Source organism: Alistipes sp. HGB5, from assembly GCF_000183485.2.
Lineage (GTDB): Bacteria > Bacteroidota > Bacteroidia > Bacteroidales > Rikenellaceae > Alistipes > Alistipes finegoldii.
On sequence record NZ_AENZ01000023.1, the window covers coordinates 36,142 to 61,565 of the forward strand.

23 protein-coding genes and 1 riboswitch are annotated in these 25,424 nt (G+C 57.4%); of the genes, 8 read left to right on the top strand and 15 right to left on the bottom strand.

Annotated elements, in window-relative coordinates; genetic code table 11:
• Nucleotides 1-12: 12 nt before the first annotated feature.
• A complete protein-coding gene (locus tag HMPREF9720_RS04150; protein WP_009596986.1) occupies nt 13-1,731 on the top strand; it encodes a DUF4153 domain-containing protein in 1,719 nt (572 codons plus the stop codon).
• Nucleotides 1,728-2,300: a M48 family metallopeptidase gene (locus tag HMPREF9720_RS04155; protein ID WP_009596985.1), complete on the top strand. Its 573-nt coding sequence runs from the start codon at nt 1,728-1,730 to the stop codon at nt 2,298-2,300. Before HMPREF9720_RS04150 ends, HMPREF9720_RS04155 begins: the two co-directional genes overlap by 4 nt.
• 12 nt (nt 2,301-2,312) lie before the next feature.
• Here the strand turns inward: HMPREF9720_RS04155 and pgtP are convergent, their stop codons facing one another.
• Nucleotides 2,313-3,701, bottom strand: a complete 1,389-nt coding sequence (gene pgtP / locus HMPREF9720_RS04160; RefSeq protein WP_039939796.1) for a phosphoglycerate transporter protein PgtP — start codon at nt 3,699-3,701, stop codon at nt 2,313-2,315.
• A 210-nt stretch (nt 3,702-3,911) separates the two neighbouring features.
• Complete coding sequence (locus HMPREF9720_RS04165) at nt 3,912-5,492, bottom strand: glycerol-3-phosphate dehydrogenase/oxidase (protein WP_009596940.1); 1,581 nt, start codon at nt 5,490-5,492, stop codon at nt 3,912-3,914.
• 192 nt (nt 5,493-5,684) lie between these two features.
• Here HMPREF9720_RS04165 and HMPREF9720_RS04170 point away from each other — a divergent pair, with 192 nt between their 5' ends.
• Nucleotides 5,685-6,479, top strand: a complete 795-nt coding sequence (locus tag HMPREF9720_RS04170; protein WP_009596954.1) for a DeoR/GlpR family DNA-binding transcription regulator — start codon at nt 5,685-5,687, stop codon at nt 6,477-6,479.
• A gap of 107 nt (nt 6,480-6,586) precedes the next feature.
• Here HMPREF9720_RS04170 and HMPREF9720_RS04175 read toward each other — a convergent pair whose 3' ends face one another.
• Nucleotides 6,587-7,342, bottom strand: a complete 756-nt coding sequence (locus tag HMPREF9720_RS04175) for a response regulator transcription factor (protein WP_009596947.1) — start codon at nt 7,340-7,342, stop codon at nt 6,587-6,589.
• Between the two features lie 91 nt (nt 7,343-7,433).
• Between HMPREF9720_RS04175 and HMPREF9720_RS04180 the strand changes: the two genes are divergently transcribed.
• Complete coding sequence (locus tag HMPREF9720_RS04180; protein WP_009596988.1) at nt 7,434-8,084, top strand: DUF1349 domain-containing protein; 651 nt, start codon at nt 7,434-7,436, stop codon at nt 8,082-8,084.
• Between the two features lie 84 nt (nt 8,085-8,168).
• On the opposite strand, the gene HMPREF9720_RS04185 is transcribed toward HMPREF9720_RS04180, so the two are convergent.
• Nucleotides 8,169-8,933: a glycerophosphodiester phosphodiesterase family protein gene (locus HMPREF9720_RS04185; protein ID WP_009596957.1), complete on the bottom strand. Its 765-nt coding sequence runs from the start codon at nt 8,931-8,933 to the stop codon at nt 8,169-8,171.
• A 265-nt stretch (nt 8,934-9,198) separates the two neighbouring features.
• On the opposite strand from HMPREF9720_RS04185, the gene galK reads away from it, so the two are divergent.
• Nucleotides 9,199-10,329 (top strand): galactokinase, encoded by a 1,131-nt coding sequence (galK, locus tag HMPREF9720_RS04190; protein ID WP_009596961.1) that lies wholly within the window; start codon nt 9,199-9,201, stop codon nt 10,327-10,329.
• Nucleotides 10,330-10,396: 67 nt separating this feature from the next.
• Here the strand turns inward: galK and HMPREF9720_RS14780 are convergent, their stop codons facing one another.
• From HMPREF9720_RS14780 to fabD, 4 genes are all read right to left on the bottom strand, one after another.
• Complete coding sequence (locus HMPREF9720_RS14780; RefSeq protein ID WP_009596969.1) at nt 10,397-11,842, bottom strand: CehA/McbA family metallohydrolase; 1,446 nt, start codon at nt 11,840-11,842, stop codon at nt 10,397-10,399.
• Between the two features lie 38 nt (nt 11,843-11,880).
• On the bottom strand, nt 11,881-12,402 hold the full coding sequence (locus HMPREF9720_RS04200; protein ID WP_009596967.1) for a GNAT family N-acetyltransferase: 522 nt from the start codon (nt 12,400-12,402) through the stop codon (nt 11,881-11,883).
• Nucleotides 12,402-13,631, bottom strand: a complete 1,230-nt coding sequence (locus HMPREF9720_RS04205) for an ROK family transcriptional regulator (RefSeq protein ID WP_009596990.1) — start codon at nt 13,629-13,631, stop codon at nt 12,402-12,404. Before HMPREF9720_RS04205 ends, HMPREF9720_RS04200 begins: the two co-directional genes overlap by 1 nt.
• A gap of 165 nt (nt 13,632-13,796) precedes the next feature.
• Nucleotides 13,797-14,678 (bottom strand): ACP S-malonyltransferase, encoded by an 882-nt coding sequence (gene fabD, locus HMPREF9720_RS04210; protein WP_009596955.1) that lies wholly within the window; start codon nt 14,676-14,678, stop codon nt 13,797-13,799.
• Between the two features lie 50 nt (nt 14,679-14,728).
• Nucleotides 14,729-14,926, top strand: a riboswitch (cobalamin riboswitch).
• A gap of 191 nt (nt 14,927-15,117) precedes the next feature.
• Here fabD and HMPREF9720_RS04215 point away from each other — a divergent pair.
• Both HMPREF9720_RS04215 and HMPREF9720_RS04220 read left to right on the top strand, forming a co-directional pair.
• Nucleotides 15,118-15,828 (top strand): DUF4465 domain-containing protein, encoded by a 711-nt coding sequence (locus HMPREF9720_RS04215; protein WP_009596984.1) that lies wholly within the window; start codon nt 15,118-15,120, stop codon nt 15,826-15,828.
• A 140-nt stretch (nt 15,829-15,968) separates the two neighbouring features.
• Entirely contained in the window at nt 15,969-16,697 is a 729-nt protein-coding gene (locus HMPREF9720_RS04220) for a DUF4465 domain-containing protein (protein WP_009596974.1), read from the top strand.
• A 196-nt stretch (nt 16,698-16,893) separates the two neighbouring features.
• Here HMPREF9720_RS04220 and nagB read toward each other — a convergent pair whose 3' ends face one another.
• The 7 genes from nagB to HMPREF9720_RS04255 all read right to left on the bottom strand — a co-directional run bounded on the left by nagB (nt 16,894) and on the right by HMPREF9720_RS04255 (nt 24,937).
• Nucleotides 16,894-17,685 carry a glucosamine-6-phosphate deaminase gene (gene nagB, locus HMPREF9720_RS04225; protein ID WP_009596972.1) on the bottom strand — a complete coding sequence of 264 codons (792 nt, stop codon included), beginning with the start codon at nt 17,683-17,685 and terminating at the stop codon, nt 16,894-16,896.
• 56 nt (nt 17,686-17,741) lie between these two features.
• The gene (locus HMPREF9720_RS04230; protein ID WP_009596991.1) at nt 17,742-19,691 is read right to left on the bottom strand and encodes a 6-phosphogluconolactonase; all 1,950 of its coding nucleotides are present in this window, start codon (nt 19,689-19,691) and stop codon (nt 17,742-17,744) included.
• Nucleotides 19,688-20,338 (bottom strand): carbohydrate-binding family 9-like protein, encoded by a 651-nt coding sequence (locus HMPREF9720_RS04235; protein WP_009596979.1) that lies wholly within the window; start codon nt 20,336-20,338, stop codon nt 19,688-19,690. The genes HMPREF9720_RS04230 and HMPREF9720_RS04235 overlap by 4 nt, the downstream gene beginning before the upstream one ends.
• On the bottom strand, nt 20,335-21,438 hold the full coding sequence (locus HMPREF9720_RS04240) for a phosphotransferase enzyme family protein (RefSeq protein ID WP_039939800.1): 1,104 nt from the start codon (nt 21,436-21,438) through the stop codon (nt 20,335-20,337). Before HMPREF9720_RS04240 ends, HMPREF9720_RS04235 begins: the two co-directional genes overlap by 4 nt.
• A 236-nt stretch (nt 21,439-21,674) precedes the next feature.
• Nucleotides 21,675-22,640 (bottom strand): type I phosphomannose isomerase catalytic subunit, encoded by a 966-nt coding sequence (locus HMPREF9720_RS04245; protein WP_009596958.1) that lies wholly within the window; start codon nt 22,638-22,640, stop codon nt 21,675-21,677.
• 7 nt (nt 22,641-22,647) lie between these two features.
• The gene (locus HMPREF9720_RS04250) at nt 22,648-23,757 is read right to left on the bottom strand and encodes an ROK family protein (protein WP_009596960.1); all 1,110 of its coding nucleotides are present in this window, start codon (nt 23,755-23,757) and stop codon (nt 22,648-22,650) included.
• A gap of 10 nt (nt 23,758-23,767) precedes the next feature.
• A complete protein-coding gene (locus tag HMPREF9720_RS04255; protein WP_009596989.1) occupies nt 23,768-24,937 on the bottom strand; it encodes an MFS transporter in 1,170 nt (389 codons plus the stop codon).
• A gap of 174 nt (nt 24,938-25,111) precedes the next feature.
• On the opposite strand from HMPREF9720_RS04255, the gene HMPREF9720_RS15350 reads away from it, so the two are divergent.
• A complete protein-coding gene (locus HMPREF9720_RS15350) occupies nt 25,112-25,273 on the top strand; it encodes a hypothetical protein (protein WP_009596937.1) in 162 nt (53 codons plus the stop codon).
• The last annotated feature ends 151 nt before the right edge of the window (nt 25,274-25,424 follow it).

A 25,424-nucleotide genomic window follows, 5' to 3' on the forward strand; every position in this document is an offset into this window, starting at 1 on the left:
TGACCGAAGACCATGAAAGCGAAACTGGAACGTTACCTGCGCTGGCTCCGCGAGGGGTTTCTGCAGATGCTGCGCCTGCATCCCGTCGAGAGTGCGCTTACTGTATACGCCTGCGCCGGATGCCTGCTCACCTATGAGTTGGATTGGGACCACTCCCTTCCGAAACTGGCCCTCGCGGCGTTGTTTTTCGCCGTCGCGCTGGTCGTCAATAACCTTGCGGGCCGCGGCCCGTGGCGGCGCGTCTACTGGGTAAGCTGGACGCCGATCGTCCCGCTGTCGCTCTGGGGAGGACTCGAAGCGTGGATAGTCTCGGAGCCGGCTTTCCTGACCTTCGGCATACTGGTCCCGCTGGCGCTGCTGATGTGCCGCCGCGCCGTGCACAACGAACGTTTCGTCTGCGACGCGCTTTTGTGGCTGCGGTCGGGCGTGCTGGCGGTGTTCTTCGCCAATGTCGCCCTCGGACTGTTCGGGGCGATTCTCTTCTCCACGACCTATATCTTCGGGCTGGAGGGGGCGTGGATCGACCATGTGTGGACCTATGCGCTGATCGTTTTCGAGACCTTCGCCGTGCCGGTACTCTTCCTGATGATGGCGGACCGCTGGCGGGAAGCCGGGTATGAGAGCAACCGCATTCTCGAAATCCTGCTCAACTACATCGTCGCTCCGGCGCTGCTGATCTATACGGCCATTCTCTACCTCTACATGGCCAAAATCCTCGTTACGTGGTCGCTGCCCGAAGGGGGCGTCGCCTATCTCGTGTTCGGATTCACGCTTTTCGCGCTGGCCGTGAAGGCGCTGCAGTTCCTGATGCGGAAGCGGCTTTACGACTGGTTTTTCGACCGGTTCAGCCTGATCTCGCTGCCGACGCAGCTTCTGTTCTGGGTCGGTGCGATTCGCCGTACGAGCGAATACGGGCTTACCTCGCCGCGTATCTACCTGCTTGTCTGCGGCGGTCTGATGACCCTTTGCGTGGTGCTGTTCCTCTCCCGGCGCGCGGGACGCTATATGTATGTCTGCCTGACGGCTTTCGCGGTCTTCGCGGCGTTCGCTTACGTGCCGTCGCTCGAACCCGAACGGCTGGCCGTGCGCTCGCAGGTCGGCCGCGCCGTCCGCATCGCCGAATCCCTCGGACGGCTCGGCAACGACGGGCGTTTGATCCTGACCCCCGTGCCGCCGGCCGACAGCGTATATCGGGAGGCGTATCACGGACTTTATGAATCGCTGAAGTTCGTCGAGAGGCGCGATACTGCGGTCTTTGCCCGGTTCGGGACCGAACTTGACGAGTTTGCCGCAATATTCCCGGAGCGGATGCGCAGCTACGTGAGGTGGGGTTGCGATTACTGCAATTCATATTGCGTCAATAATATCATCGAACTGGAAGCGCCCGTCAATGCCCGGTTCGAGGTAAATGCCGAATATCCGCATTACTATATGAATCTCCGGGGCTGGAGTGACAGCAGCTATCATTTCGGTGGTGATACGCTCCGGCTGTTTCTGGGCGAGGAGCGTGCCGTGCACCGGATTCCCTGCCGGGAACTGCTCGAACGCCAGCTGAAAGAGAGCGGATTCGAACCCTCCGAAGGGTGTGAGCCGACGTCCGATCAACTGTTGCGGCTGCTGGACTACCGCGACGACCGTTGCCGGATTCTGTTCGAGAATATCAAGTTGGAACGTACGGATTCGGCCGTTGTAATACAGGGACTGTCGATCAATGCCGTGCTGATGCGATGATTTCGACCGTGACGCATCCCCGGCTGGGCGAGGTGACTCTTTCCCGGACGCGGCGCGCACGCCGTATCTCGATCAGCGTGCGCGGTACGGGGGCCGTGCGGGTCTCTTTTCCGTACGGCGTTTCGGTCCGCAGGGCCATGGAGTTCCTCGACCTGAAGGCCGACTGGGTCGAGCAGGCCCGCGTGCGTATGGCGGCCCGGATGCCTGTGGAACCCCCGCTTCCGCCCGCCGAGGCCAAAGCCCGCATCGAAGAGCTGCGCCGCGCCGCCAAAGCCGATCTCCCGGCGCGTATCGAGCGGCTGTCGCAGCTGACGGGGCTGAAATACGCCAAACTCACGATTCGGGCTTCGCGTACCAAGTGGGGGAGTTGTTCGGGGCGTAATACCATTTCGCTGAGCCTTTTTCTGATGACCCTGCCCGAACACCTGCGCGATTACGTGATCGTCCACGAACTCTGCCATACCGTCCACCACAACCATTCGCCGCGTTTCCATGCGCTCGTGGACCGCATGGTCGGGGGCAATGAAAAAGCCCTTAACCGTGAGTTAAGGGCTTTCGCAATCCGTTGAGCCTCGGCAGTCCTATTTCTGGCCGAGTATCTCCTTTTCACCCTTGTAGGTGAACGCCATGAATACGATCGAGAGGAAGCAGGCCGCGATGAGCAGGATAAACGTCCAGTCCCAGCCTGCGGCTTCGGCCACGGAGCCGATCACGATATTGGCCAGAATGGCCGTGCCGAGGAAGTAACCGAAGAATCCGGTCAGTCCGGCGGCCGTTCCCGCCGCGTTTTTCGGAGCGAGGTCGAGCGCCTGCACGCCGATGAGCATTACCGGACCGTAGATGAAAAATCCGATGGCGATCAGCGACATGGTGACGATGAAATAGTTCGACGAGAACTGCCAGTAGAGGAAGATGAATACCGCGACGATCGCCATGAAGAGGATCGTGGGAACGGCGCGCCGTCCGTGGAATACCTTGTCGCTCAGCCAGCCGCAGATCAGCGTGCCGGGAATGGCGGCGAACTCGTAGGCGAAGTAGGCCCAGCCGGCCTGCTTGATGTCGTAACCCTGCGCGTCGCGGAGGTAGGTCGGGGCCCAGTCGAGACATCCGTAGCGTACCATGTAGACGAAAGCGTTGGCGATGGCGATGAACCACAGCAGTTTGTTGTTCAGGACGTATTTGAAGAAGATTTCGCGGGTCGTGAGCACTTCCTCCTGCTTGGCGCTGTAATTTTTCGGGTAGTCGTTGCGCCATTTCTCCACCGAGGGAAGGCTGCACGACTGCGGCGTGTCGCGGATGAGCACGTAGGCGAGGATGGCGATGAAGATCGCGACGACCGCCGGGAAAAGATAGGTTCCTATCAGGAAATAGAGTTCTGTGTGGCTGCCGCAGAACCATGAGCCGAACCAGATGGCGCCGTAGACGGCCATCGGGCCGACCAAAGCCCCGCCCACGTTGTGGGCGCAGTTCCAGATCGACATCTTCGTGCCGCGCTCCTTGATCGAGAACCAGTGGGTCATGACGCGGCCGCACGGAGGCCAGCCCATTCCGTTGAACCAGCCCACGAGGAAGTTCAGGACCGCCATGATGAAAATGGCCAGCCGCTTGTGCTCCGGGCCGAGCAGCGTAACCGGAACGATCATGAACATCATCGACAGGGCGGCCAGCACCAGTCCCAGCGGCAGGAATACGCGCGCGTTGCTGCGGTCGGAGACACTTCCCATCAGGAATTTGGACAGGGCGTAGGACACGGCGTTCATTGCCAGCACGATGCTCAGTTCGCTCTGGTCAAAGCCGAGCAGGGCGAGCTCCGGGATCGCCATCGAGAAATTTTTCCGGACGATGTAGAATCCGGCGTACCCGATGAAGATGCCGAGAAACACCTGCAGACGCATGCGTTTGTATTTCGCATCGACCTTGTCGGCCTCCATTTCCGGTTTATAGGCAGGGGGTTGAAGAATTTTCCACATAATTGACGTGGGGCTCGACGCAGGAACCCGATTGAGTTGAAGTTGGTATTGGTTCATTCATGGCGACGTGCGTCCCTGCGTCGGACCCGCGTCGGGGCGTTCGGCTACGCCCGGTCATTTTCCAAATCCTCCCGAATCCCTCCTCGCGGAGAGGAGAAATTCGGGATTCTTCGGATTTGTTCCCTATAAAAGTTGTTTCGTTCGTTCGGTCTAAGCCTCGGCTTCTCCTGCAAAGATATAAGTTTTCGCCAATTCCGTGAAATCTTTTACCTGCCCGTCGATCCATGCCTGATCGCGTCCGAGTTCCTTGGCCATGAGCTGAGCCACCTTCGGAGCCGCGGCCATCGCTTCGCGGGCGTCGACGAAGAGCAGGCGTACGCGGCGCGAAAGCACGTCTTCGACCGTCATGGCCATCTCTTCGCGCACGGCCCAGAGTACTTCGGCATAGGTGTAGCCGTACTTCGGCGAGAGTTTTTCGCCCAATTCAGGCTGCTGCTTGATAAGCTCCAGAATCTTCGGCTCGTCGCTGCCGTATACGTACATGTGGTCCGTCAGATCGGGATTCTTGCGGTAACCGTGGATGTGCAGTTTCTTGGTGACGCACTTGCGGGCCGGAAGTTTCGCGACTTCGATCGCCTTGTCCACCGTGTCCTCGGCCATCAGACGGTACGAGGTCCACTTGCCGCCCGTGATCGTAACCAGACCGTTGTCCGATACGATGATCTTGTGGCTGCGCGAAATCTCCTTCGTGTTCTTGCCCTCCTTCTTGGGCGCCGCCAGCGGACGCTGGCCCGCGAAGACCGAAAGAATATCCTTGTAGGTCGGAGCCGGGTTCATGTAGAGTCCCGCCGTGCCGAGGATGAAGTCGATCTCCTCCTTGAGCGGGCGCGGGTCTTCCTCTGCCTTGGGACGCACGATGTCCGTGGTGCCGACGACGACTTTGTCGTGCCAAGGCACGGCGAACAGCACGCGGCCGTCCGAGGTCTTGGGAACCATGATTGCGTAGTCGCTCTGCAGGAACTTCATGTCGAGTACGATATGCACGCCCTGACTCGGCGTCACCATTCTGCGGTGTGTCGGGCTGTCCATGTGCATGATGTCGTCCACGAAGCAGCCGGCGGCGTTTACGACGCTGCGCGCTTTGAGCGTGTGCTCCTCGCCGGTGAGGTTGTCCACGAACTTCACGCCTGCGGCGCGGCCCGCCGCGTCATGCACGATGCCCGTGACGGTAGCCTGATTGACGACCGTGCCGCCGTTTTCGACGCAGGTCTGCGCGAGGTTCACGGCCATACGCGAGTCGTCGAACTGTCCGTCGTGGTACACCACGCCGCCTTTCAGTCCCTTCTCGACCGAAGTCGGGATGTATTTCATTACCTTTTTCGCCGAAATGTATTTCGAACGTCCGTAGCCGAAACCGAACGAAAGCATGTCGTAGAAGGTCAGACCGCAGAAATAAAGAAAATTATCCCAATACCTGTAGTTCGAGATCACGAAGGCTTGGTCTTTCACCAGATGGGGGGCGTTCGCCTTCATGCGGCCGCGTTCGCGCAGCGCTTCGAGCACCAGCATGACGTCGCCCTTCTGCAGGTAGCGGACGCCGCCGTGTACGAGCTTGGTACTGCGGCTCGAAGTGCATTTCGCAAAGTCGGTTTTTTCGAGCAGCGCCACGCTCATGCCGCGCGTCGCGGCATCGACGGCGACGCCGAGACCCGTTGCGCCTCCGCCGACCACGACGATATCCCAAACTTTGTCTTTTTCGGATAGTTTTTTGATTTGTGCAAGTCTTTCCATAGTTAGTGAATTTCGTTTCGCAACAAAATTACATATGATTTTTTGTATTTCAAAATAAAATATGTTTTATTTCATAATATTCCGTTTCGATATGCTTCCTTTGCGCAAGAATGGTTATTTCTTCTGCCCGTTCCGGCGGATTTCGAATTATTTTTCTTATCTTGCATTACGAAACGATTAAACTTTACTCACATGAACAAATCCGGCGAAGAGACTATTTTGAGCCTTCCGGAACGTCATAACCGGATTCTTGCGCTGCTTCAGCAGAACGGCTCCATCTCCGTGGCCCAACTGGCCGAACTGTTCAAGGTCTCGGAGGTCACCATCCGCAAAGACCTCTCCTATCTCGAACAACAGAAAAAATTGTACCGAACTCACGGCAGTGCGATTCTGATCAGTCCCTATATTAGCGACCGCCATGTCAATGAGAAGGAAAAAAAGAACGTCGCGGAGAAGCGGGCCATCGGCGCCAAGGCCGCCAGCCTGATCGCGCAGGACGATTCGATCATCATCGCGTCGGGAACCACCATGGCGTTTCTGGCGCGCGAAATAAAGCCCGTAGGCCATCTGACCGTCATTACGGCGGCGGTGCCCGTCACTTCGATCCTTTCGCAGGACGCCAACATCGACGTGATTCAGCTCGGCGGCATCACCCGCAGCAGTTCGGTGTCGGTCGTAGGGCCTTTCGCCGAGCAGATGCTCCGCCACTTCAATTGCAGCAAGCTGTTCGTGGGCGTGGACGGCATCGATCTGGAATTCGGCCTTACGACGACCAACATGCTCGAAGCGACGCTCAACGGGGCGATGATGAACGCCGCCCAGAAAGTGATCGTGCTGGCCGACAGTTCGAAGTTCGGCCGTCGCGGCTTCAGCAAGATCTGCGATCTGGAGGCCGTAGATCGCATCATCACCGACAGCGGCATTCAGCCCCTTTACCTCGAACGGCTCCGCGAGCGCGGAATCGAGGTGATCGTGGTCGATGCGTGACGAGCCTTTCGGCAACTTTTCCATGATCGTATGATTCGTTAAAACAAAAAACAACCGTGATTTTCACGGTTGTTTTTTGTTGTGTTTGAAGAACGCTTGATGGAGTTTCAGGAGATAAGGTGCATATATTCGGCGATTCGGCATGCTTCGATCGAAGTGTCGGCCTTCAGTTTGCTCAGGATGTTCTGGCGGTGGCGGTTGACGGTATGGATGCTGATGGAGAGCAGTATGGCTATCTCTTTGCTCATTTTGCCGGCACTGATTAATTGCAGGACCTCCTTCTCCCGGTCCGACAGCAGGTTGTCGGACCGGCGTGTTTCGGGTGATATTATTTCGCCCGTGGCAGAATTGACGAACGTGTAATCCGGCTGAACCGTGCAGACCGAGTCGTAGAGACAGAGCGCCATGCGCAGGCTGCCGTTCGGGGTGCTGCCGATGTAGAACATGCGGTGGCGGATCGGGACGTAGATGTCTGTTGCATCACGCATGCGAATTTGCCCGGAGACATAGTAGTTGACTCGCTCCGCAATCGGGATTTCTTGCAGGAATCCGAAAAAGCGGAGTTCCTGCGTGTGTTTTTCCAGCAGGTCGTCGGGATGTATTCGGTCGAAGATTTTTTCTTCCCAGATCGAAGCAATCGTTTCTTCGGTAGTGTGTTCGGCTAGCCCCAGCCGGACCGCGGTTCTGCCGTTGTAAATACGGCTCGTATTCGATTGCAGGTCACTCAACACGGCCAATGCGTTTTCCGTCCGCACGTATGCAAGTGCCGTCTGCCTGCACTCCTCCCATAGGAGGGCTTCGGAGTGTTCGTCGTCGAAATTCTGACGTAGCAGTTTTTCGTTCAGTGTGCTTACGATATTCATAGTTTGGGAATGGTTACTAATCAGTATTGCTCCGGTCGTTGGGATGCCGTACCTTTGCAAAGGTAATTTAATCATCAAAAAATCCGAACATATGAGGAAAATACTTTTGGCTTGCTTGGCTTTGGCGGTTGCAGAAGTCACATGCGCCCAGAGTCTTGAAAAGATTCAATGGTTCAACGAGCCGGAACGGTGGACGGCCGAGGACGGAATTCTTACGATGCAGGTTCCGCCGCATTGCGACTACTGGCGGGTTTCACATTACGGTTTCACGGTTGACGACGCTCCGTTCTGTTATGCGACCTACGGCGGGGAGTTCGAAGCGAAAGTGAAAGTGACGGGTGATTACAAAACCCGTTTCGATCAAGCGGGACTGATGCTGCGCATCGATGCCGGGAATTATATTAAGGCGGGCGTCGAATTCGTTGACGGAAAATTCAACCTCAGTACTGTCGTGACTCATGGAACCAGCGATTGGAGCATCATTCCGCAGGATGGAGCGGTTCCGTTTGTGTGGATCAAGGCCGTACGGCGGCTCGATGCCGTGGAGATATTCTATTCGTTCGACGATAAGGAGTATGTGATGATGCGAAATGCATGGCTGCAGGACAACACCCCGGTTATGGTGGGGCTTATGGCTGCCAGTCCCGATGGAGAGGGATTCGAAGCGAAGTTCGAAAACTTTTCTGTAAAACATCTGCCCGATATGCGGCGAATGGAATGGTTGAAGCGGAATGCCGAATAAGGCGGACGGGCTGGAAGTTGGCTCGTAAAACAGGAGCGGTCCGGTTTTCCCGGACCGCTCCTGTTATATATAAGGCCACAATTGTTATTTCAGCAGCGCCTGCAGGCGTTCGGGATAGTCGGTGGTGATGTAGTCCACGCCGAGGTCGATGAAGTAGCGCATGTCCTCCTCCGTGTCCACAGTCCAGACATTGACTTCGAGGCCCTCTTTGTGGGCCTGCTCCACCCACTTGGGATTTTTGCGGAGCACGCTCATCGAGTAGTCGATACCGGTCAGGCCGAGTTTTTTGATGCTGCGGGGAGCCAGATCGCCGTTGAGGTAGAAGATGCGGCCGTCGGGCATCAGCTTCTTGAACGCAAGACAGGCATTGATTGAGAAGGCGATGATGTCCGTGCGGTCGAGCAGGTTGTATTTGCGCAGGGCCTTGACGATCTTTTCGGCTGCGAGATCCTCGCGCTTGAGGTCCGAAAGCGACTTCATTTCGAGGATCAGGCGCGTATTGGGCTTGGTGGCTACCAAACGCAGGTAGGCGTCGAGCGTCGGAATGTTCTCGCCGTTGGGGAGCACGATCGAGGTGATCTCCTTGAGCGTCGATTTCTCCATATTGATGTCGGTGCCTTTGTAGACGCGGTCGTGGTTGACGATCAGCTTGTCGTCGGCCGTGAGCCATATGTCGATTTCCGAGCCGAAAACGCCGACCGAATCGGCCTTCGTGAACGAAGCCAGTGAGTTCTGGGCCGAATTGGGGGCGGTCCAGTAGCCGCGGTGCGAAATTACTTTGGGTTGTGCGGCGACCGCGATGCTTCCGGTGAGGAGCATGGCGGCAGCAAGGATGAGTTTTTTTGTCATATCGTTTGAAATGTTGGTTGAGTGCTTATAAAACGAAACTTTTACAAAGTTAGAAAACATTTCCGGAATAACAAGCTGAAAGCCCTGCAAAGCGTAATTTTTCGCAATGATCGGCCGCTTTGGTCTCTTTCGGTGCGTTTTGAAACGAAAGTGAAAATGACGAATAGATGGATTTTTCGGCCGGAAAATGCTGGGAATTCAGGATTTTTTTCTATCTTCGTATGATGCAGAGACGATTTATTAACTTAAAAAACTTCAATAACCAATGAACGAAAAAGTCAGTAAGAAGTTCGGAGAGCTTTACGGCTCCGGAGCTATTCTCTTCGCTTCGCCGGGTCGTATCAACCTGATCGGCGAACACACGGATTACAACGGGGGCTTCGTTTTCCCCGGCGCCGTCGATAAGGGTATCGTCGCGGCCATCAAGCTCAACGGCACGGACAAGGTACGCGCCTATGCGCTGGACCTCGGCGAAAGTGCGGAGTTCGGACTGAACGAGGCGGACAAACCCGCCCAGAGCTGGGCCTGCTATATCTTCGGCGTCTGCCGCGAGATTCAGAAGCGCGGCGGCAAGATCGGCGGCTTCGACACGGTATTCGCAGGAGACGTTCCGCTGGGTGCCGGCATGTCTTCGTCGGCGGCGCTCGAATCGACTTACGCTTTTGCGCTGAACGATCTCTACAGCTGCGGAATCGACAAATTCGAGCTGGCGAAGATCGGTCAGTCCACCGAACACAATTACTGCGGCGTGAACTGCGGTATCATGGACCAGTTCGCTTCGGTGTTCGGCAAGAAGGGCAACCTGATCCGTCTGGACTGCCGCTCGCTGGAATATGCCTATTTCCCGTTCGATCCGAAAGGCTACAAACTCGTCCTGCTCGATTCGCGCGTGAAGCACGAGCTGGTGGGGTCGCCCTACAACGACCGCCGCGCGTCGTGCGAGCGCGTCGCCAAGATGCTCGGACTGGAGTTCCTGCGCGGTGCTACGATGGAGCAGCTCGACGCCATTAAGGATAAGATTTCCGAGGAGGATTACAAGCGCGCCCGCTATGTGATCGGCGAGGAGAAGCGCGTGCTCGACGTTTGCGAAGCGCTCGAAAAGGGCGATTACGAAACTGTCGGCAAACGCATGTACGAAACCCACTGGGGCATGTCGAAGGACTACGAGGTATCGTGCGAGGAGCTGGACTTCTTGGCGGAGGTCGCCGAGGCGTGCGGCGTCACGGGTTCGCGTATCATGGGCGGCGGCTTCGGCGGCTGCACGATCAATCTCGTGAAAGACGGGCTTTACGACAACTTCATCGCTACGGCCAAAGAGAAGTTCAACGCCAAGTACGGCCATGAACCCAAAGTCTATGAGGTGGTGATCTCCGACGGCTCGCGTCGGTTGGAGTAACTCCCCGAAACCTATCAAGCAAAGGCCCCATCCGAAGATGGGGCCTTTTTATGTCGTTACGATCGTTTTATTCGGGCAGCAGGGACTGCGTGGTCAGCGGATGCTGGATATAAATGGGGTTGGTCAGGGCGATCATGCTGCCGTCCTCGGCGCGGAGTTCGGCCCGGACCCAGAGCGAACGCTCTGGAATGGAGACGACGACGGTGCCCGGCGCGATCGAAGTGTCGGAGAACCATCCCTGCTGGTCCGTAAGCCGCAGCCGGCCGGCGGTGTTGCTCCGGAACTCGGCCTGCATCTTGCCGCTGCGGAGCAGGGTGTCGCCGATGTCGGCATGCTGTACGGGCGTCGCCGAATTGCGGACCTGCATGCCGATCTCGACCGAGGTGTCCCGCGCCATGTAGCTGCGGCCTGCGGCGATCGCGTCGATGACCGCCTCGGCGGAAAGCGCTTCGGCGCGGACGACCGTGTGGGGCGAGGCGATGTTGCCGCCGCGATGGAAGTCGGTCGAAGCGACGGCGAATTTGCGGTTGCCGCCCACGAGCAGGGTATGCCATAATTCTACGGCCCGTTCGTTGGCGGGACTCCATGCGCTGTTCCAGACCTCGATGCCGTCCATCGGGGTTACGTCGTACAGGAAGTCGAGGTTGTAGGGGTGGTTGGCGACCAGCAGCCGTCCGGCCTTTCGGGCTTTGGCCACGGCCTTGCGGTAGCGGAGCGTGTCGTTGTGGTGAATCCGGAAGTCGATCCATGCGTGCGGGTCGAGACCGAAGATGTTCCAGTGTCCCTGACCGTAGGTGACTTCCATGCCGTTGATCACGAGGAATTCCGGGTCCTGAACTTCGCCCCAGTGCAGGAGGGCCGAGGTGGTGTTGTGGTCGGTCGAAACGATGCCGTCGAGTCCCGAAGCCTTGCCGAGCGCGATGACTTCGGCCGGCGTCAGCCGTCCGTCCGAGTGGACCGTATGTACATGGGGTGCGATGCGGTACCAGCCGGGTTTGTCGTTCAATTGCGGAGCCGCGTACGACGGCGCGGGGAGTTTTTTTGCCCGCGGACCTTCCGTAAGGGTGATTTTCAGCGTCCAGTCGGTGGTGCGCCCTGCCGTCGTGGGCATCTGGATGACGGTCCACCGGCCCCGATTGATCCGTCCGGCGAGATAGCCGGGCGTGGCCTCCGTTTCGCCGATTTCGAAACTGCGGCGTGCGCCTCCCGACCAGCCGCGGAATCCCGGACCTTCGAATCCGGCTCCCCGCTCGTCGAAGATGCCGAGGTCCAGATTGCCCGGACGCGCTTCGCCCGAACCGAGATGCTGGGTTACGCTGATCTTTACGATGCCTTCGGGTACGGTGAACGAGGTGTAGACCGGAACATAGTATTGTCCGGGAGTAGCCTTGCCTGAGAAGGTGAGTTCATGGATTTTGGGTGCTTTGCCTGCGCCGAATGCGGCCGGGTGCGGCGTCAGCAGGCCCGATATTGCCAGCAGGAGCGCTGAAATCCGGATGCGGGTGTTTGTCATGGGTGGAGCGTTTATGGGGCGGATTGTATTGCGATCGTTTATTCGAGGATTTTTTGCAGCAGAATTTCATCGCCGTAGCCGCCCGGCCGCCATAGCCAGTCGCGTTTGATGCCGACTTCGGCGAATCCCGCTTTGGCGAAGAGTCTCCGGCTGGGGGCGTTGTCGGAACCGACGTTGCACCAGAGCTGGTGCAGGTTCAGCACCTCGCGGGCGTAACGGCATGCCGTCTCCACGGCATCCGACGCATAGCCTTTGCCGCGCAGCGCGTCGTCGTGGATCAGGATTCCGATGCCTGCCCGGCGGTTGATCGGGTCCAGCTCGAAAAAGTCGAGCGCCCCGACGGGGATGCCGCCGAGGGTTTCGATGACGAGCCGCTGCTGGCGGGTCTGAAAGATGTCGAACTGCTGTTCCTGAATGAACCGTTCGAGCGTGTGGCGCGAAAAGGGGGCCAGCGTGCCGCTGACGCTCCATACCGCCGTGTCGTTCTCCCAAGCGTACATCAGGTCGATGTCGCCCGGTTCCAAGGCTCGCAGCCGCGTTGTCCGGCCTTCGAGGTTCATCAGATGCCGATGATCTTGTTGCGGATAAGCATCGCCACGCCCCAAGCGTTGGCATTCTCGGTCATCTTCGATACGCGGAATTTGGTATCCTTGTAGACGAGGTTGAGCGAGTATTTGTTGGTCGCCGATTTGAGGGGCAGCATGATATAGTCGCCGGCCGCGGCCATGTTGCCGCCGACGATGACCGTTTCGGGATTGAACGTGTTGATGAGGAAGGCGACGGCCTTGCCGACCTTTTCGCCCGCCTCTTCGATCAGTTCGATCGAAAGGTTGTCGTCGTTCTTCGCCGCGGCGATGATGTCATCGATATGGATGCTCTTCTGCTTGTCGTACTTCTCCTTGAGGATCGTGTTCACGCCTCTTTCGATCAGGTGGCTCATCTTGTCCTCGATGGCGATGCCCGAAACCTCGGTTTCGAGACAGCCTTTTTTGCCGCACGAGCAGATGATTTCGTTGTCGAAGAACGGAATATGGCCGAACTCGCCTGCGAAGCCGCTTTTGCCGTAGTACAGCTGTCCGTCCACGACGATGCCGATGGCCACGCCGCGGCCCATGTGGAGGTAGAGCACGTTGCTCTCGTCCTTCGACTTGCCGCAGGTATACTCCGCGTAGCAGCGGGCGCGGGTGTCGTTTTCGAGCAGGACGCGGATGCCCACGCGCTCTTCGAGCAGGTCGCGCAGCGACTGTTCGCTGGTGGTGAAGTATTTGTAGCTGCGGCCCGTGTCGGGATTCACGCGGCCCGTCATGCAGACGCCGAGTCCCAGAATCTTGCCGCGGTCGATGCCGCAGGTGGCGATGAAGTTTTCGATGTTGGTGCAGATACGTTCGATGCACTGCGGACGGTCGAGCAGTTCGAACGTGTAGTCGTACTCCTCCTTGATGATGTTGTTCTGCAGGTCGGTGATCAGGAACGTCATGTTGTCGCGTCCGACGTTCACGCCCGCGAAATAGATAGCCGAGTTGGCGAGACCGAAGATGTTGGGACGGCGTCCGCCGGGGGTCTCTACCTTACCCAGATCCGTGACGATGTTCTCATCGACCAGCTCCTGCACGAGTTTGGTGATTGTCGGCACGCTGATATGCAGCTCTTTGGTCAGCTCCGAAAGCGTGCATTCGCCGTTCACCGCCATGTGGGCGATGATGTTGCGCTTGATGATACTGTTCTTGTGTGAAATACCCTTCAGGGTATCGTCTTCGTGTTTGTTGAAAAATTCGGTGAGTGATGTCATCCGTGCTATCCCATTTTTAACTAAACCTTTGCAAATATAATAAGTATATTTAAAAAACGCAACATGTTTTTAATAAAATTTAATAAATTTTGTTTCAAAAGTTTTTAAACGAAAAGGAACGATCTGATTGTCAGACCGTTCCTTTTACCGTTGCGCCTTTTTATTTTATAGTGTCGATTTCGATTCGACCGTTGCTTCGGGGTTTACTTTCTTGATAAGACCCTGAAGTACAGTGCCGGGGCCGAGTTCGGTGAACTCCGTCACGCCGTCGGCGAGCATGTTCTTCACGATGTAGGTCCAGCGTACCGGAGCCGTCAGCTGTGCGATCAGGTTCGCTTTGATCTGGGCGGGATCGGTATAGGGTTTTGCGTCCACGTTCTGGTATACGGGGCAGACGGGTGCTTGGAACGGCGCTTCGTTGATCGCCTTCTCCAGCTCCTGCTTGGCGGGCTCCATCAGCGGCGAGTGGAACGCTCCGCCCACGGGCAGACGCAGTGCGCGGCGGGCGCCTGCGGCTTTGGCTTTCTCGCAGGCGGCTTCAACAGCCTCTACGGCGCCTGAGATGACGAGCTGTCCGGGGCAGTTGTAATTGGCAGCCACGACCACGCCGTCGATCGACGCGCAGATATCCTCGACGGTCTTGTCGTCCAGACCGAGGATGGCGGCCATCGTGCCGGGCTGTGCCTCGCAGGCGGCCTGCATGGCCAGAGCACGTTTCGATACGAGTTTCAGGCCGTCTTCGAACGAGAGCGCTCCGGCGACGACCAGCGCCGAGAATTCGCCCAGCGAGTGTCCTGCAGCCGCATCGGGTTTTACGCCGAGCGCCTTGGCCATGATTACCGAGTGGAGGAATACGGCAGGCTGCGTTACCTTCGTCTGCTTCAGCTCCTCGTCCGTACCTGCGAACATGATGTCCGTGATGCGGAAACCGAGAATCTCGTTGGCTTTCTCGAACAGCTCCTTCGCTTCGGGTACGTTGTCGTAAAGGTCTTTGCCCATACCGACTGCTTGGGCACCCTGACCCGGAAATACGTATGCGTGTTTCATAATCTTTGCTTAAATTTTTTGTTAGCGACGGCAAAGATACGAATTTATTTCCTAACTTTGCACCGCAATGGTTCACAAAGGGCCGGGCAAGGCCCCGTGTGATTAAATGGGAATGCCGTGTAAATCGGCAGCAGTTCCCGCTGCTGTAAGTTCCGTCAATTGCCGCACACTCTTTAGCCACTGGCTCCGGCCGGGAAGGCGTAGCGGCAGGAACGAGCCAGAAGACCTGCCTTGCGTCTCCCGGTGGGAGAATTCTCGATTTTCGGACAGGCTCTGCGGAGAACGGAGCGCTTCGGACGGTGGCACTGGGTGTCGGACGTTTGTTGTGAAGGCGGCATATATAATAGGTATGCGCCGGGCTGTGTAAAACGGGGATTCGATTCCGGGAGTTCGGGACCGGATTTTTTTATTTTATACAGATAACTTAAACAAACGAAAGATGAAAAAACTTTTACTGATCGCTTTTGCGGCGCTTGCGTTCGCGGCCTGCTCGGACGATGACAAGACGCCGACCCCCCCCCATGTTGAAACAATAACTTTTAGTGATGCCGAACTTGGTGCTGACGGATACTTGTGGGGTAAGAAGCTGGCTACTGATGAGGATGGCTCGTTGGTGTTCGAAGGGGTTATTTATAAAGAAGGCAAGGCTTCCTTCCTGTCTTATTTTTCAGATTTCGGCGGCGTATGGGATACTTGGTGCAAGTTTGCCATATCCGGCTGCCATGATAAGGTGACCGAGGGGACAGATAATCAATTTAGTGTTTATACGACAGTCGATGACGGTCAGAATAAATTTGCGGTTGCATACGATATGAAGGGAATGGGCCCCGGATATACATTTAATCCTGCAGTTGAGTTTTCGACGCCTGTTTCTCCTGTTTCGGTTCGTGTTGCCAATAATACGTGGACCTATCTCCACCTTAAGGGTGATTATAGTGATTACAGCGTGTCGATTATTGGCTTCGACGGTGAAACCCAGACCGGAAAAGTTGATGTCCCCCTTGCTGCGAATAACAAAATCGTTGCAGATTGGAATACCGTGGGACTGGATAAATTGGGAGTGGTGACAAAAATAATTTTTTCTGTCGAGTGTAGTGACAAGATGGCTCCGACGTATTTCTGTATCGATGATCTTGTTTATTCGGAATAATTTTTATTTATAGAATCGTGATGAAAAATTTAGTTTGAATTTTTATAGCTGCTTGCATTTTTGCCGCCTGCTCGGACGATGACGGCCCCAAGACGCCGCCCGTCGAGTACGATGTGATCTCTTTCGAACCCGCGGAGGGGATGCTCGACTTCAAAGGCAACGCCGCTGCGCTCCGGACCGTGACGATCGTCGGAGAATGGGCCGGCGGCTCCTTCGACGATGTGTTGTGCGGCAGGGAATACATGAACGAAGAGGATGCCAACGGTAATTTTTTCGACGGACTCCTCTTCACGACTGCTGACCGAAAGATCGGTTTCGGCTCCTATTTTTGCGACATGTCGAAAAACCAGTTCGGAGCCTATGACACTTGGGGCGGTTTTGCGCTTTCGAAGAACTATTCGCAGACTCCGACGGCCGACGGGTCGCCAGATTACAAAGGGAGCCATTTTTCGGCGTGGACCAAGTCGGGAGCCAACAATACCGCGACATTCGCCCTCGCTTATTTCAACGATTACGGCGCTTATGATTACAATACGCCCAAGATCGAATTCAGCGAGAGGCGGGAAGTCGCCCATCTGTATATGGCCAACGCGACCGTAACGGGACAGTCCCAATCCTCCCTGAGCGATTACTGGTTCAAGGTTTCGGTGACCGGATATAGCGGAGGTGTCAAAGGAAAAACGATCGAGCAGGTGCTTATCAGCGGGAAATCCATCGTTTCCGATTGGGTGAAGGTCGATTGCTCGTCGCTCGGTGCTGTCGATGAACTGCGTTTCGGTGTGATGTCGAACGATGTGAGCGGCGGATTTCTGAATTGCCCCTCCTATTTCTGCATCGACGAGATCGCTTTGGTGAAACAGACGAAATAAGTTGAGCCGCGCTGTTTGGAGATTAGTACAGCTCAAACGAATTCCCCGTACGGACTGCCTTGCCGTACGGGGAATTTTATTTGTATGGGAGCGTCCGGATGCCGGGGCGAAATCCAGCCGGAAATCCGGGCCTCCGAAATGTGCGGATACGGTTTCGGACGGTCGTACGACCGTCCGAAGGGCCGCTCCGGCATTATCAGATCAGGTTCTCTTTCTCGATGTCCTTGAAATAGCGGTACGTGCCGACTTTCAGTTCGACGGTCGCGGGTTCGTCGCATACGACGATTCCGTGCGGGTGTACCTGCATGGCCGAAATCGTGCAGACATGCGAGTAGGGACCTTCGACGCACTGCTGCAGGGCGCGGGCTTTCTTGTGGCCGAGCGCGAGGATCAGCACCTGCTTCGAATCGAGCACCGTGGCGACGCCTACCGACATGGCCTGCTTGGGAACCTTGTTCACGTCGTTGTCGAAGAAGCGCGAATTCACGACGAGCGTGTCGTAAGTCAGCGTCTTGACGCGCGTACGCGAGTTGAGCGACGAAAAAGGCTCGTTGAACGCCAAGTGTCCGTCTTCGCCGACACCGCCCATGAAGAGGTCGATGCCGCCCGCCTTGCGGATTTTCTCCTCGTATTCGTCGCACTCCTTCTGCAGGTCGGGGGCGTTGCCGTTGAGGATATTGACGTTGGCCGGGTTGATGTCCACGTGGTTGAAGAAGGTGTTCCACATGAACGAATGGTAGCTTTCGGGGTGCTCTTCGGGAAGCCCGACGTACTCGTCCATGTTGAACGTAACGACATCCTTGAAGGAGACCTTTCCGGCCTTGTTCAGCGCGATCAGCTCTTTGTATGTCGTCAGCGGGGTCGAACCCGTAGGCAGTCCCAGTACGAAGGTGCCTCCGGCCGCCTGTTTCTTGTTGATTTGCTCTACGATGTAGCGCGCTGCCCAGCGGCCTGCGTTTTCCTGCGTGTCTTCGATAATCAGTCGCATAGATTGAATGGTTGAATTATTGGGTTATTGATTGTTTTTTCATTTGCGGGGGCTCGTCAGAACATCTTCACGAATACCTCGATTGCCTGATACTCCGCCATGCCGAGCTTGTCGTAAAGCTTGGCGGTGTTCTGCGTGCGCTCTTCGGCGCGCTGCCAGAATTCGCGGGGGTCGCTGCCGGGGAAGGGCATGATGTCCTTCTGCGAGAGGTGGCGGTAGATGGCGTGACGCTTCATGATCAGCTCGTCGGGCGACAAGGGCACCGCCATGTCGACCATGCCGAGATCCCATTCCATCCATGCGCCGCGGTAGAGCCAGAGGTGGCACTCCTTGAGCCATTCGTCGTCCTTCACCACGTCGAGCGCGCCGAGCACGGCCTCCATGGCCGTACGGTGCGTGCCGTGGGGGTCGGCGAGGTCGCCGGCGGCGTAAATCTGGTGGGGCTTCACCTCGCGGAGCAGTTTGACGATGATTTCGATGTCCTTCTCCGTGAGCAGTCCCTTCTTGATGCCGCCCGTCTCGTAGAACGGCAGGTTGAGGAAATGGGCGTTGGTGTCGGGGTTCAGCCCGAACGAGCGCACGGCGGCGCGGGCCTCCGCACGGCGGATGGCGCCCTTGAGGTCGAGCAGCGGACGGGGTTCGGGTTCGCCCTTCTTCTTGCCGGCGATGATCTTCTCGACTTCGGCGTAGTGGTTGCCGTAGCCCAGTTCGCGGGCCGTGTCGATGTTCTGGAGCACTACGTCGTCGTGTACGGCGACGTTGCCCGAAGTTTCATACGCCACGTGCACGTCGTGTCCCTGCTGCACCAGACGGATGAACGTGCCGCCCATCGAAATCACGTCGTCGTCGGGGTGGGGCGAGAAAATCACGATGCGTTTGGGATACGGATTCGACGGCACGGGGCGCGTCGAATCGTCGGCGTTGGGCTTGCCGCCCGGCCAGCCGGTGATGGTGTGCTGGAGGTCATTGAATACGTCGATGTTGATCTGGTCGTAGGCGCGGCCCTGTTCGAGCAGTTCGCCCAGCGAATTTTCGATGTAATCCTTGTAGGTGAGCTTCAGGATCGGTTTCTGCACCACGCCGCAGAGCCACACCACGGCCTTGCGGGTGAATTTGGGCGTCCATTTGCAGGGGCCTACCAGCCACGGCGTCTGCTCGCGGGTGAGCAGCTGGGCGGCGTTCTCGTCGATTACGACTTCGATGTTGGGGTGGGCCTGCAGGTTCGATGCCGGCACTTGGGTCGTGATCTCGCCTTCGACGACCTTCTGGATGATCTGGGCCTTCTCTTCGCCCCAAGCCATCAGGATGATCTTGTCGGCCCGCATGATCGTGTCGATACCCATCGTGATGGCCAGCTTCGGGGTGTAGTCCAGTCCGAAGAATGCGCCTGACTGGATTTTGCGGGTGTTGTGGGTCAGCTGCACCAGCCGGGTGCGCGACTTGGCGTAGGAACCCGGCTCGTTGAATCCGATCTGGCCGTCTTCGCCCACGCCGATAATCATCAGGTCGATCTTGCGCACCGAATGGTCGTATGAGGCGCAGTACTCCGAAACCTTGTCCTCGGAGATGGTGCCGTCGGGGATGTGGATGTTTTCGGGCAGGATGTCGATGTGGTTGAGGAAATCCTCGTGGATGCGGAAGTTGCGGCTCTGCTGCTCGGTCGAGCGGATGGGGTAGAACTCGTCGAGACTGAATACGGCCACGTTGCGGAAGCTGACGAGGCCCTCCTTGTGGCGTTTCACCAGCTCGCGGTAGAGCCCCAGCGGCGTGCGGCCCGTGGTAAGGCCCAGCACGAAGGGCTGCTGCTCTTCGTAGACTTCGTTCGAACAGTGGAGTTCGTTGTAGGTGCGGATCGCCTTGACGATGGTGTCGGCAACGTACTGAACGCCCAGATATTCGTTTTCATAGACCGTCGTGTGAATTTTCTCGTAACGATGGATGATGTCGCGCGGCGTCGATTCTGCGATCAGGCCGCCGTCTTTCGGAAGTGAATATTTGTTGTTCATATCTCTGAAAATTTAATTTGTTCGAAAAAATCGGGCCGGTGGAAGTCGGGTTTCGGCGTCTCGATCGGCTTCCACGAAAGAAAATGGGGCTGCGAAAGCTTGTCTCCGCATTTGTAGAGGTTCACCGATGCCTTCAGACCGCTCCAGTCTGTCAGTTCGTGCATGAACAGCGCCTGCGGGGGAATGGCCAGCACGACCGACCAGCGGTTGTCTCCTTCGTGTTCGGGGAACGGCCGCAGTCCGAGGCTCGGATTCCGCAGGATGGCGGCCATAACTTTGGGCGCGGCGTGCGCCGGGTGCTCGCGTTCCTTGCGGAAGCCTAGCAGCAGGCGTCCGATGCAACTGCACTCGAAGTTGTAGTAGTAGCCGCTGTCGTCGGGGGTGATGAAGAACTCCACGCACGAATCGGTCCAAACTTCGCCGTTGTCCTCCGTGACGCGGGCCATCGTGCAGCGTTCCGCGACGTCGAAGCGCAGCATCAGGTAGTCGCCCGTGTGGAACATGCGGAACGAAACCTCCGGCGCGTAAGGAAATTGTTCCGGCCAGTTGCAGCAGGCTATGGCCTGCGGTTCGATGCCGGCGAAAGCCGCTTCGACGGCAGCCTTGTTCGTGGGGACGATGCCCGTGATTTTGCGTATTTCCGTCATGCCTTGCGGTATTTGTCCACGGTTTCCCGTACGATGCGGCACATTTCGCCGTAATGTTCCTCCATGCTTTGCAGCAGGCGGTACTGGGCGTGGGTGCGCACGAGGTTGTGACCGGGGTATTTGACTTTGTAATAGGTGTCGCCGTCGATGTAGTCCATCAGGAAACGCAGGACCTGTTCGAAGGTGATGTATCGGGTCGAGAAAGCCAGATGGTCGATTTCGGAGTCGGTGAGCTGTTTGGCCCGCTGCGAGAGGTAGCCCTCTGTGTAGGCCCGGAACATTTCGAGCGACAGCCCGACGCGCGAAAGGTCGCGGTCGTCCTCGTCGCCCGTGTTGGCGTAGGAGCGGATGGCGTCGCCGAAGTCGTTGAGCGACGTGGAGGCCATCACCGTGTCGAGGTCGATGGCGCAAAGCACCTCGCCCTGCCTGTCGAAGAGAATATTGTTGATCTTGGTGTCGTTGTGCGTCACACGCGTCGGAATCGTGCCCTCCTCGACCTTGGACCAGAAGCCGAGCATATCCCCGCGCCGCGATTCGATCCAGCCGATCTCCTCCGAAAGCTCCTTTTTGCGGCCTGCGGCGTCGCGCTTCAGCGCCTCGTCCCACTGCACGAAGCGGTGGCGGATGTTGTGGAATCCCTTGATCGTTTCGGCCAGCGGCTCGGTGAAGTCGGCCAGCTGGGCTTGGAATTTGCCGATTCCCTCGCCGCCCTTGCGGGCCAGTTCGGGCGAATCGGCCTTGTTGTAGGCGACGGTGTCGTCGATGAAAACCGAGACGGCCCAATATTCGCCGTCGCCGTCGATGTGGTACAGCGCGCCCTCTCTGGTCGGGACCACGGTCATCACTTCGCGCCGGGGGTCGCCGCCTGCCGCGATGACGCCGCGGCGGATGTGGTCGGTAACCCGGCGGATGTTGTCCATCATGGCCGGAACGTCGGGAAAAATGTTTTTGTTCTTGCGCTGAAGAATGTAGTCGGGGGCCTCCCCTTCGGTGCGGATGATGAACGTATCGTTGATAAAACCCTCGCCCAGCGAGTCTATGACCGCGATGCCTCCCTCCAAAGCGAAGTGCGATGCGATCTCTTGCAGTTTCTTCTCCATGTCGTAAGATCCTCTGTTTTTTAGTGTTTCGGTTGCACCTCCAAAGGTACTAAAAAGAACGGAGTCCTGCAACGGAATTTTATTAAAAGAAAATATTTTCCTCGATTTGCCGAGGTGGATGATTATTTTTATGATGCGATGAGTCGATGAAGATAAAATTTATTATCAGGCTCGCCTCACAAACAAAAAATCCGGCAGTCGGAACCGCCGGATTTATCTGTCAGAGTGCATTCCATTTACTTGATGCAGCTGGTCAGCATTTTGAGCTTCCCTTCGGGGACGACGCGGAGCGACTTCACGGTAGCCGGAAGCAGTACCGTCTCGCCCTGATGGATCGGCATTTCGTTGCCGCTGTCGTCGGCGATCATGCCTTTGCCTTCGACGCAGATCACAACGACGAACGAGTCGAGCGCCGCGTAATCGAGCGTCAGCGGAGCGGTCAGGTCGCAGAGCGACGTGGTGAAGTAGGGACACGACACCAGTTCCGTTTCGCGGTCCTGCACCTGCTCGTACTTGGTGCGGTAGTCGGGCAGCACGGTGTAGTCGATGGCTCCCTTCGCCAGCTCGGTGTGCAGTTCGCGGGTATTGCCGTCGGCGTCCTTGCGGTTGAAGTCGTAGATACGGTAGGTGATGTCCGAAGTCTGCTGAATCTCGGCGATGAATGCCCCCGCGCCGATACTGTGGACGCGGCCTGCCGGCAGGAAGAAGAGGTCGCCCGGATGTATCTCGTACTCGGCGAGGATGTCGGTGATGGTGTTGTCCTCGACGCTGGCTTCGTACTGGGCGGGCGTCACCTGCTTGGCGAATCCCGACCGGAGCCGTGCGCCCTTGTCGGCGTCCACGACATACCACATTTCGGTTTTGCCTTTCGACTTATGACGCTCCCACGCCAGCCGGTCGTCGGGGTGTACCTGAATCGAGAGATCCTGCCGCGCGTCGATGAACTTGATCAGCAGCGGGAACTCCTCGCCGAAACGTTCGAAGTTGGCTTTGCCGAGCAGTGCGGCGCCGTGGCGGGCGATCAAGCCCGGCAGGGTAGTGCCGGCTTCGGGACCTCCGGCCACGACCGATTCGTTGCCTTTGACGCCCGAAAGCTCCCAGCTTTCGCCGACCTGCGTCTGGCCGGATGCGATTTGTTTGTAAGGGACGATTTTTTCGCCGCCCCAGATCGTCGATTTGAGAATGGGTTGGAACTTATACATAATAGTTTTATTGTGCTTTTTGCGCGTCGAGCTGGCTCAGGGCGAACGCGTATGCGCCCACCGAAATGGCGTTGCTCGCGCCGAGTTTCGAAATAGCGACGCCGATGCGCTTCTGGGGGTCGTAAGCCACGTAACGGTCGGTTCCGTAGACCTTCAGCGTGCGCTGATCGCCTTTGGCGAACTCCTTGAACTCCTCTTCGCTGTCCAGATCGTAAACCTTCATCTGCACGCGGTTCAGCTCGTCGCCCGCGATGGTGTGCATCTTGCTGCGCAGCTCTTTGAGCAGGCTGGGCATGATCCATTTGCGGGCGCCCGTGATGCCGCCGCCGATGACGATCAGACCGTCGATCAGCGTCACGGCCGTAGCCATGGCGTCGCCGGCGATCTCGCCCATCTCGGCGAAAGCCTTGCGGGCGGCTTCCGTGTCGCCTTCGCGTTTGCCGTCGGCGATATCGCAGAGGTCCTTCGGTTCCAGCCCGTGGTTCGGGTTGCCCGTCAACTCTCCGTAGACGCGCTTCACGGCGCGGATCGCGGCGCCGTCTTCGACGATAATGTCGGGCATCTTCTTGTGCTTGAGACAAAAGGTCTCGACGCACGAGTTGTCGCCGCGGTTGAGTTCGTTGTTTACCACGATACCGATGCCCAGACCCGTGCCGAACGTGTAGCCCACCAGATTCTTGTAGCGTTTGGGGCTTCCCAGCGCTTCGAGCCGGGCGTTCACTTCGGGCAGTGCGCCGCCCAGCGCTTCGCCGTAGGAGAAGAGGTCGCCGTCGTTGTTGATGAAAACCGGAATGCCGAATTTGTATTCGAGAAACGGACCCAGCGCCACGCCTTCGCGGAACGAGGGGAAGTTGGGCAGGTAGCCGCCGATGATTCCGTTCGGGTAGTCGGCCGGGCCGGGGAACGCGAAGCTGATGGCGACGGGTTTCTCCTCCAGTTTGTCGATGATGGCCTGAAAGCCTTCGACCATCGTTGCCAGACATTTGTCCAAGTTGTCGGCGTTCGACGGCAACGTGATGGGATCGACGATGAATTTGTTGGCCTGCATGGCGCCGAACACCAAGTTCGTGCCGCCTGCGTCGAGTGTGATGACCACACGGTTGTCGTATCTGTACATGGTATTTTGGTTATTTGTTGGTTTTGGATTTGATGCTGTATGCGCAGAAGGTCAGGTATACGGCGCAGACGGTCAGGATGATGAGCGAGCCGACCTGCGATCCGACGGTTTCGGTCAGCAGCCCCATCAGCGGGGGGATGATCGCGCCTCCGCAGACGCCCGTAATCATCAGGCCCGAAATTTCATTGGCCTTGTCCGGGCGGCGGCGCAATGCCAGCGAGTAGACGATCGAGAAGACGCACGAGAGGGCGAAGGCGAAGACGCCCACACAAATCAGTATCTCGATGTAGCTGTTGGCGAAATAGAGCACGCCCAGCGCCGCGAGCATCACGATGAGGTTTACGCGCAGGTAGCGGACGTCCGAGAGACGCGCCAGCAGGAATGCGCCGATGAATGCGCCGGCCGTACGGCAGAAGAAATAGACGCTCGATCCGAGTCCTGCGTCGGTGATTTCGAGTCCGCAGCGTTCGATCAGCAGTTTGGGCGTCAGCGTGTTCATGCCTACGTCGAGACCTACGGTGCAGAGGATGCCGATGAAGAAGAGCAGGATATGGCTGTCCTTCAGCAGCGAGAACGTTGCGCCGACCGAACTGCCCGACTGTAGGGAAACCTCCTCTTTGGGAATCGAGGTCATCATCAGCCAAAGCGACGAGAGAAGCGTGATCGCGGCGAAGATCGGGAAGAGGTACTGCCAGTTGCCGAAGACGTTCACCGCGAAGACGGCGATAATCGGACCCATGAACGACGAGACGGCTTTGACGACCTGTCCAGCCGTGAGCGAGCTGGTAAGCGATTCGCCCGACACGACATTCGTCAGCAGCGGATTGAGCGACACCTGCAGGATCGTGTTGCCGATTCCCAGCAGCGCGAAGGCCACCATGCAGGTCGCGAAATTATACGATACGAACGGAATCAGCATGCCGACGATCGTGATGACGTTGCTGATCTGGACGGTGCGTTTGCGTCCGACGCGGTTCATTGCCAGTGCTACGGGGACCGAGAGCAGCAGGAACCACAGGAATACCATCGAAGGAATGAATCCGGCGAGGGCTTCGCTGAGGTTGAAATCGTTTTTGACATAGGTGGTCGAGATGCCGACCACGTCGCAGAACCCCATCACGAAGAAACTGAAGAGGATGGGCATTACTTTGGTTACGCAGGTTTTACGGGCTGATTCCATAAGTTTGGTTTTTTGCACCCCAAAGATAGTAAAAATATGGCGAACCTCGTATCCTCAAGTCCGAAAGTGTACTAATCCGACAGAAAAATTTACTTGCGGAAGTGCGGCCGGAGGGGATTTCGTGCGTTTTTTATATCTTTGTTCGATTTCTAACCCGTTAAACGATCCTTTGAAATGAAGAAATTGCTGATTCTCGCGCTGTTTGCCGCCGTGACCTTTTGTGCCGCCGCTCAGGAGTTGACCGTGGCCACCTATAATATCCGCAACGCCAATCGGGGCGACGCCGAACGCGGCAACGGCTGGGAGCGTCGCGGCCCGTGGGTGTGCCGCCCGTAGCTCCGGCAGCGGAACAGCCGCCCAAGCCCGTCCCGACACCTCCGCGGCAGACGGAGAAGATCCGCACGGAGCCGCGCGGATTATCCCCGCAGCCGCACCCGGCGCAGCCCACACCCCGCGGCATCGGCGAAAGCCTGTTCCGTGCAGCGGG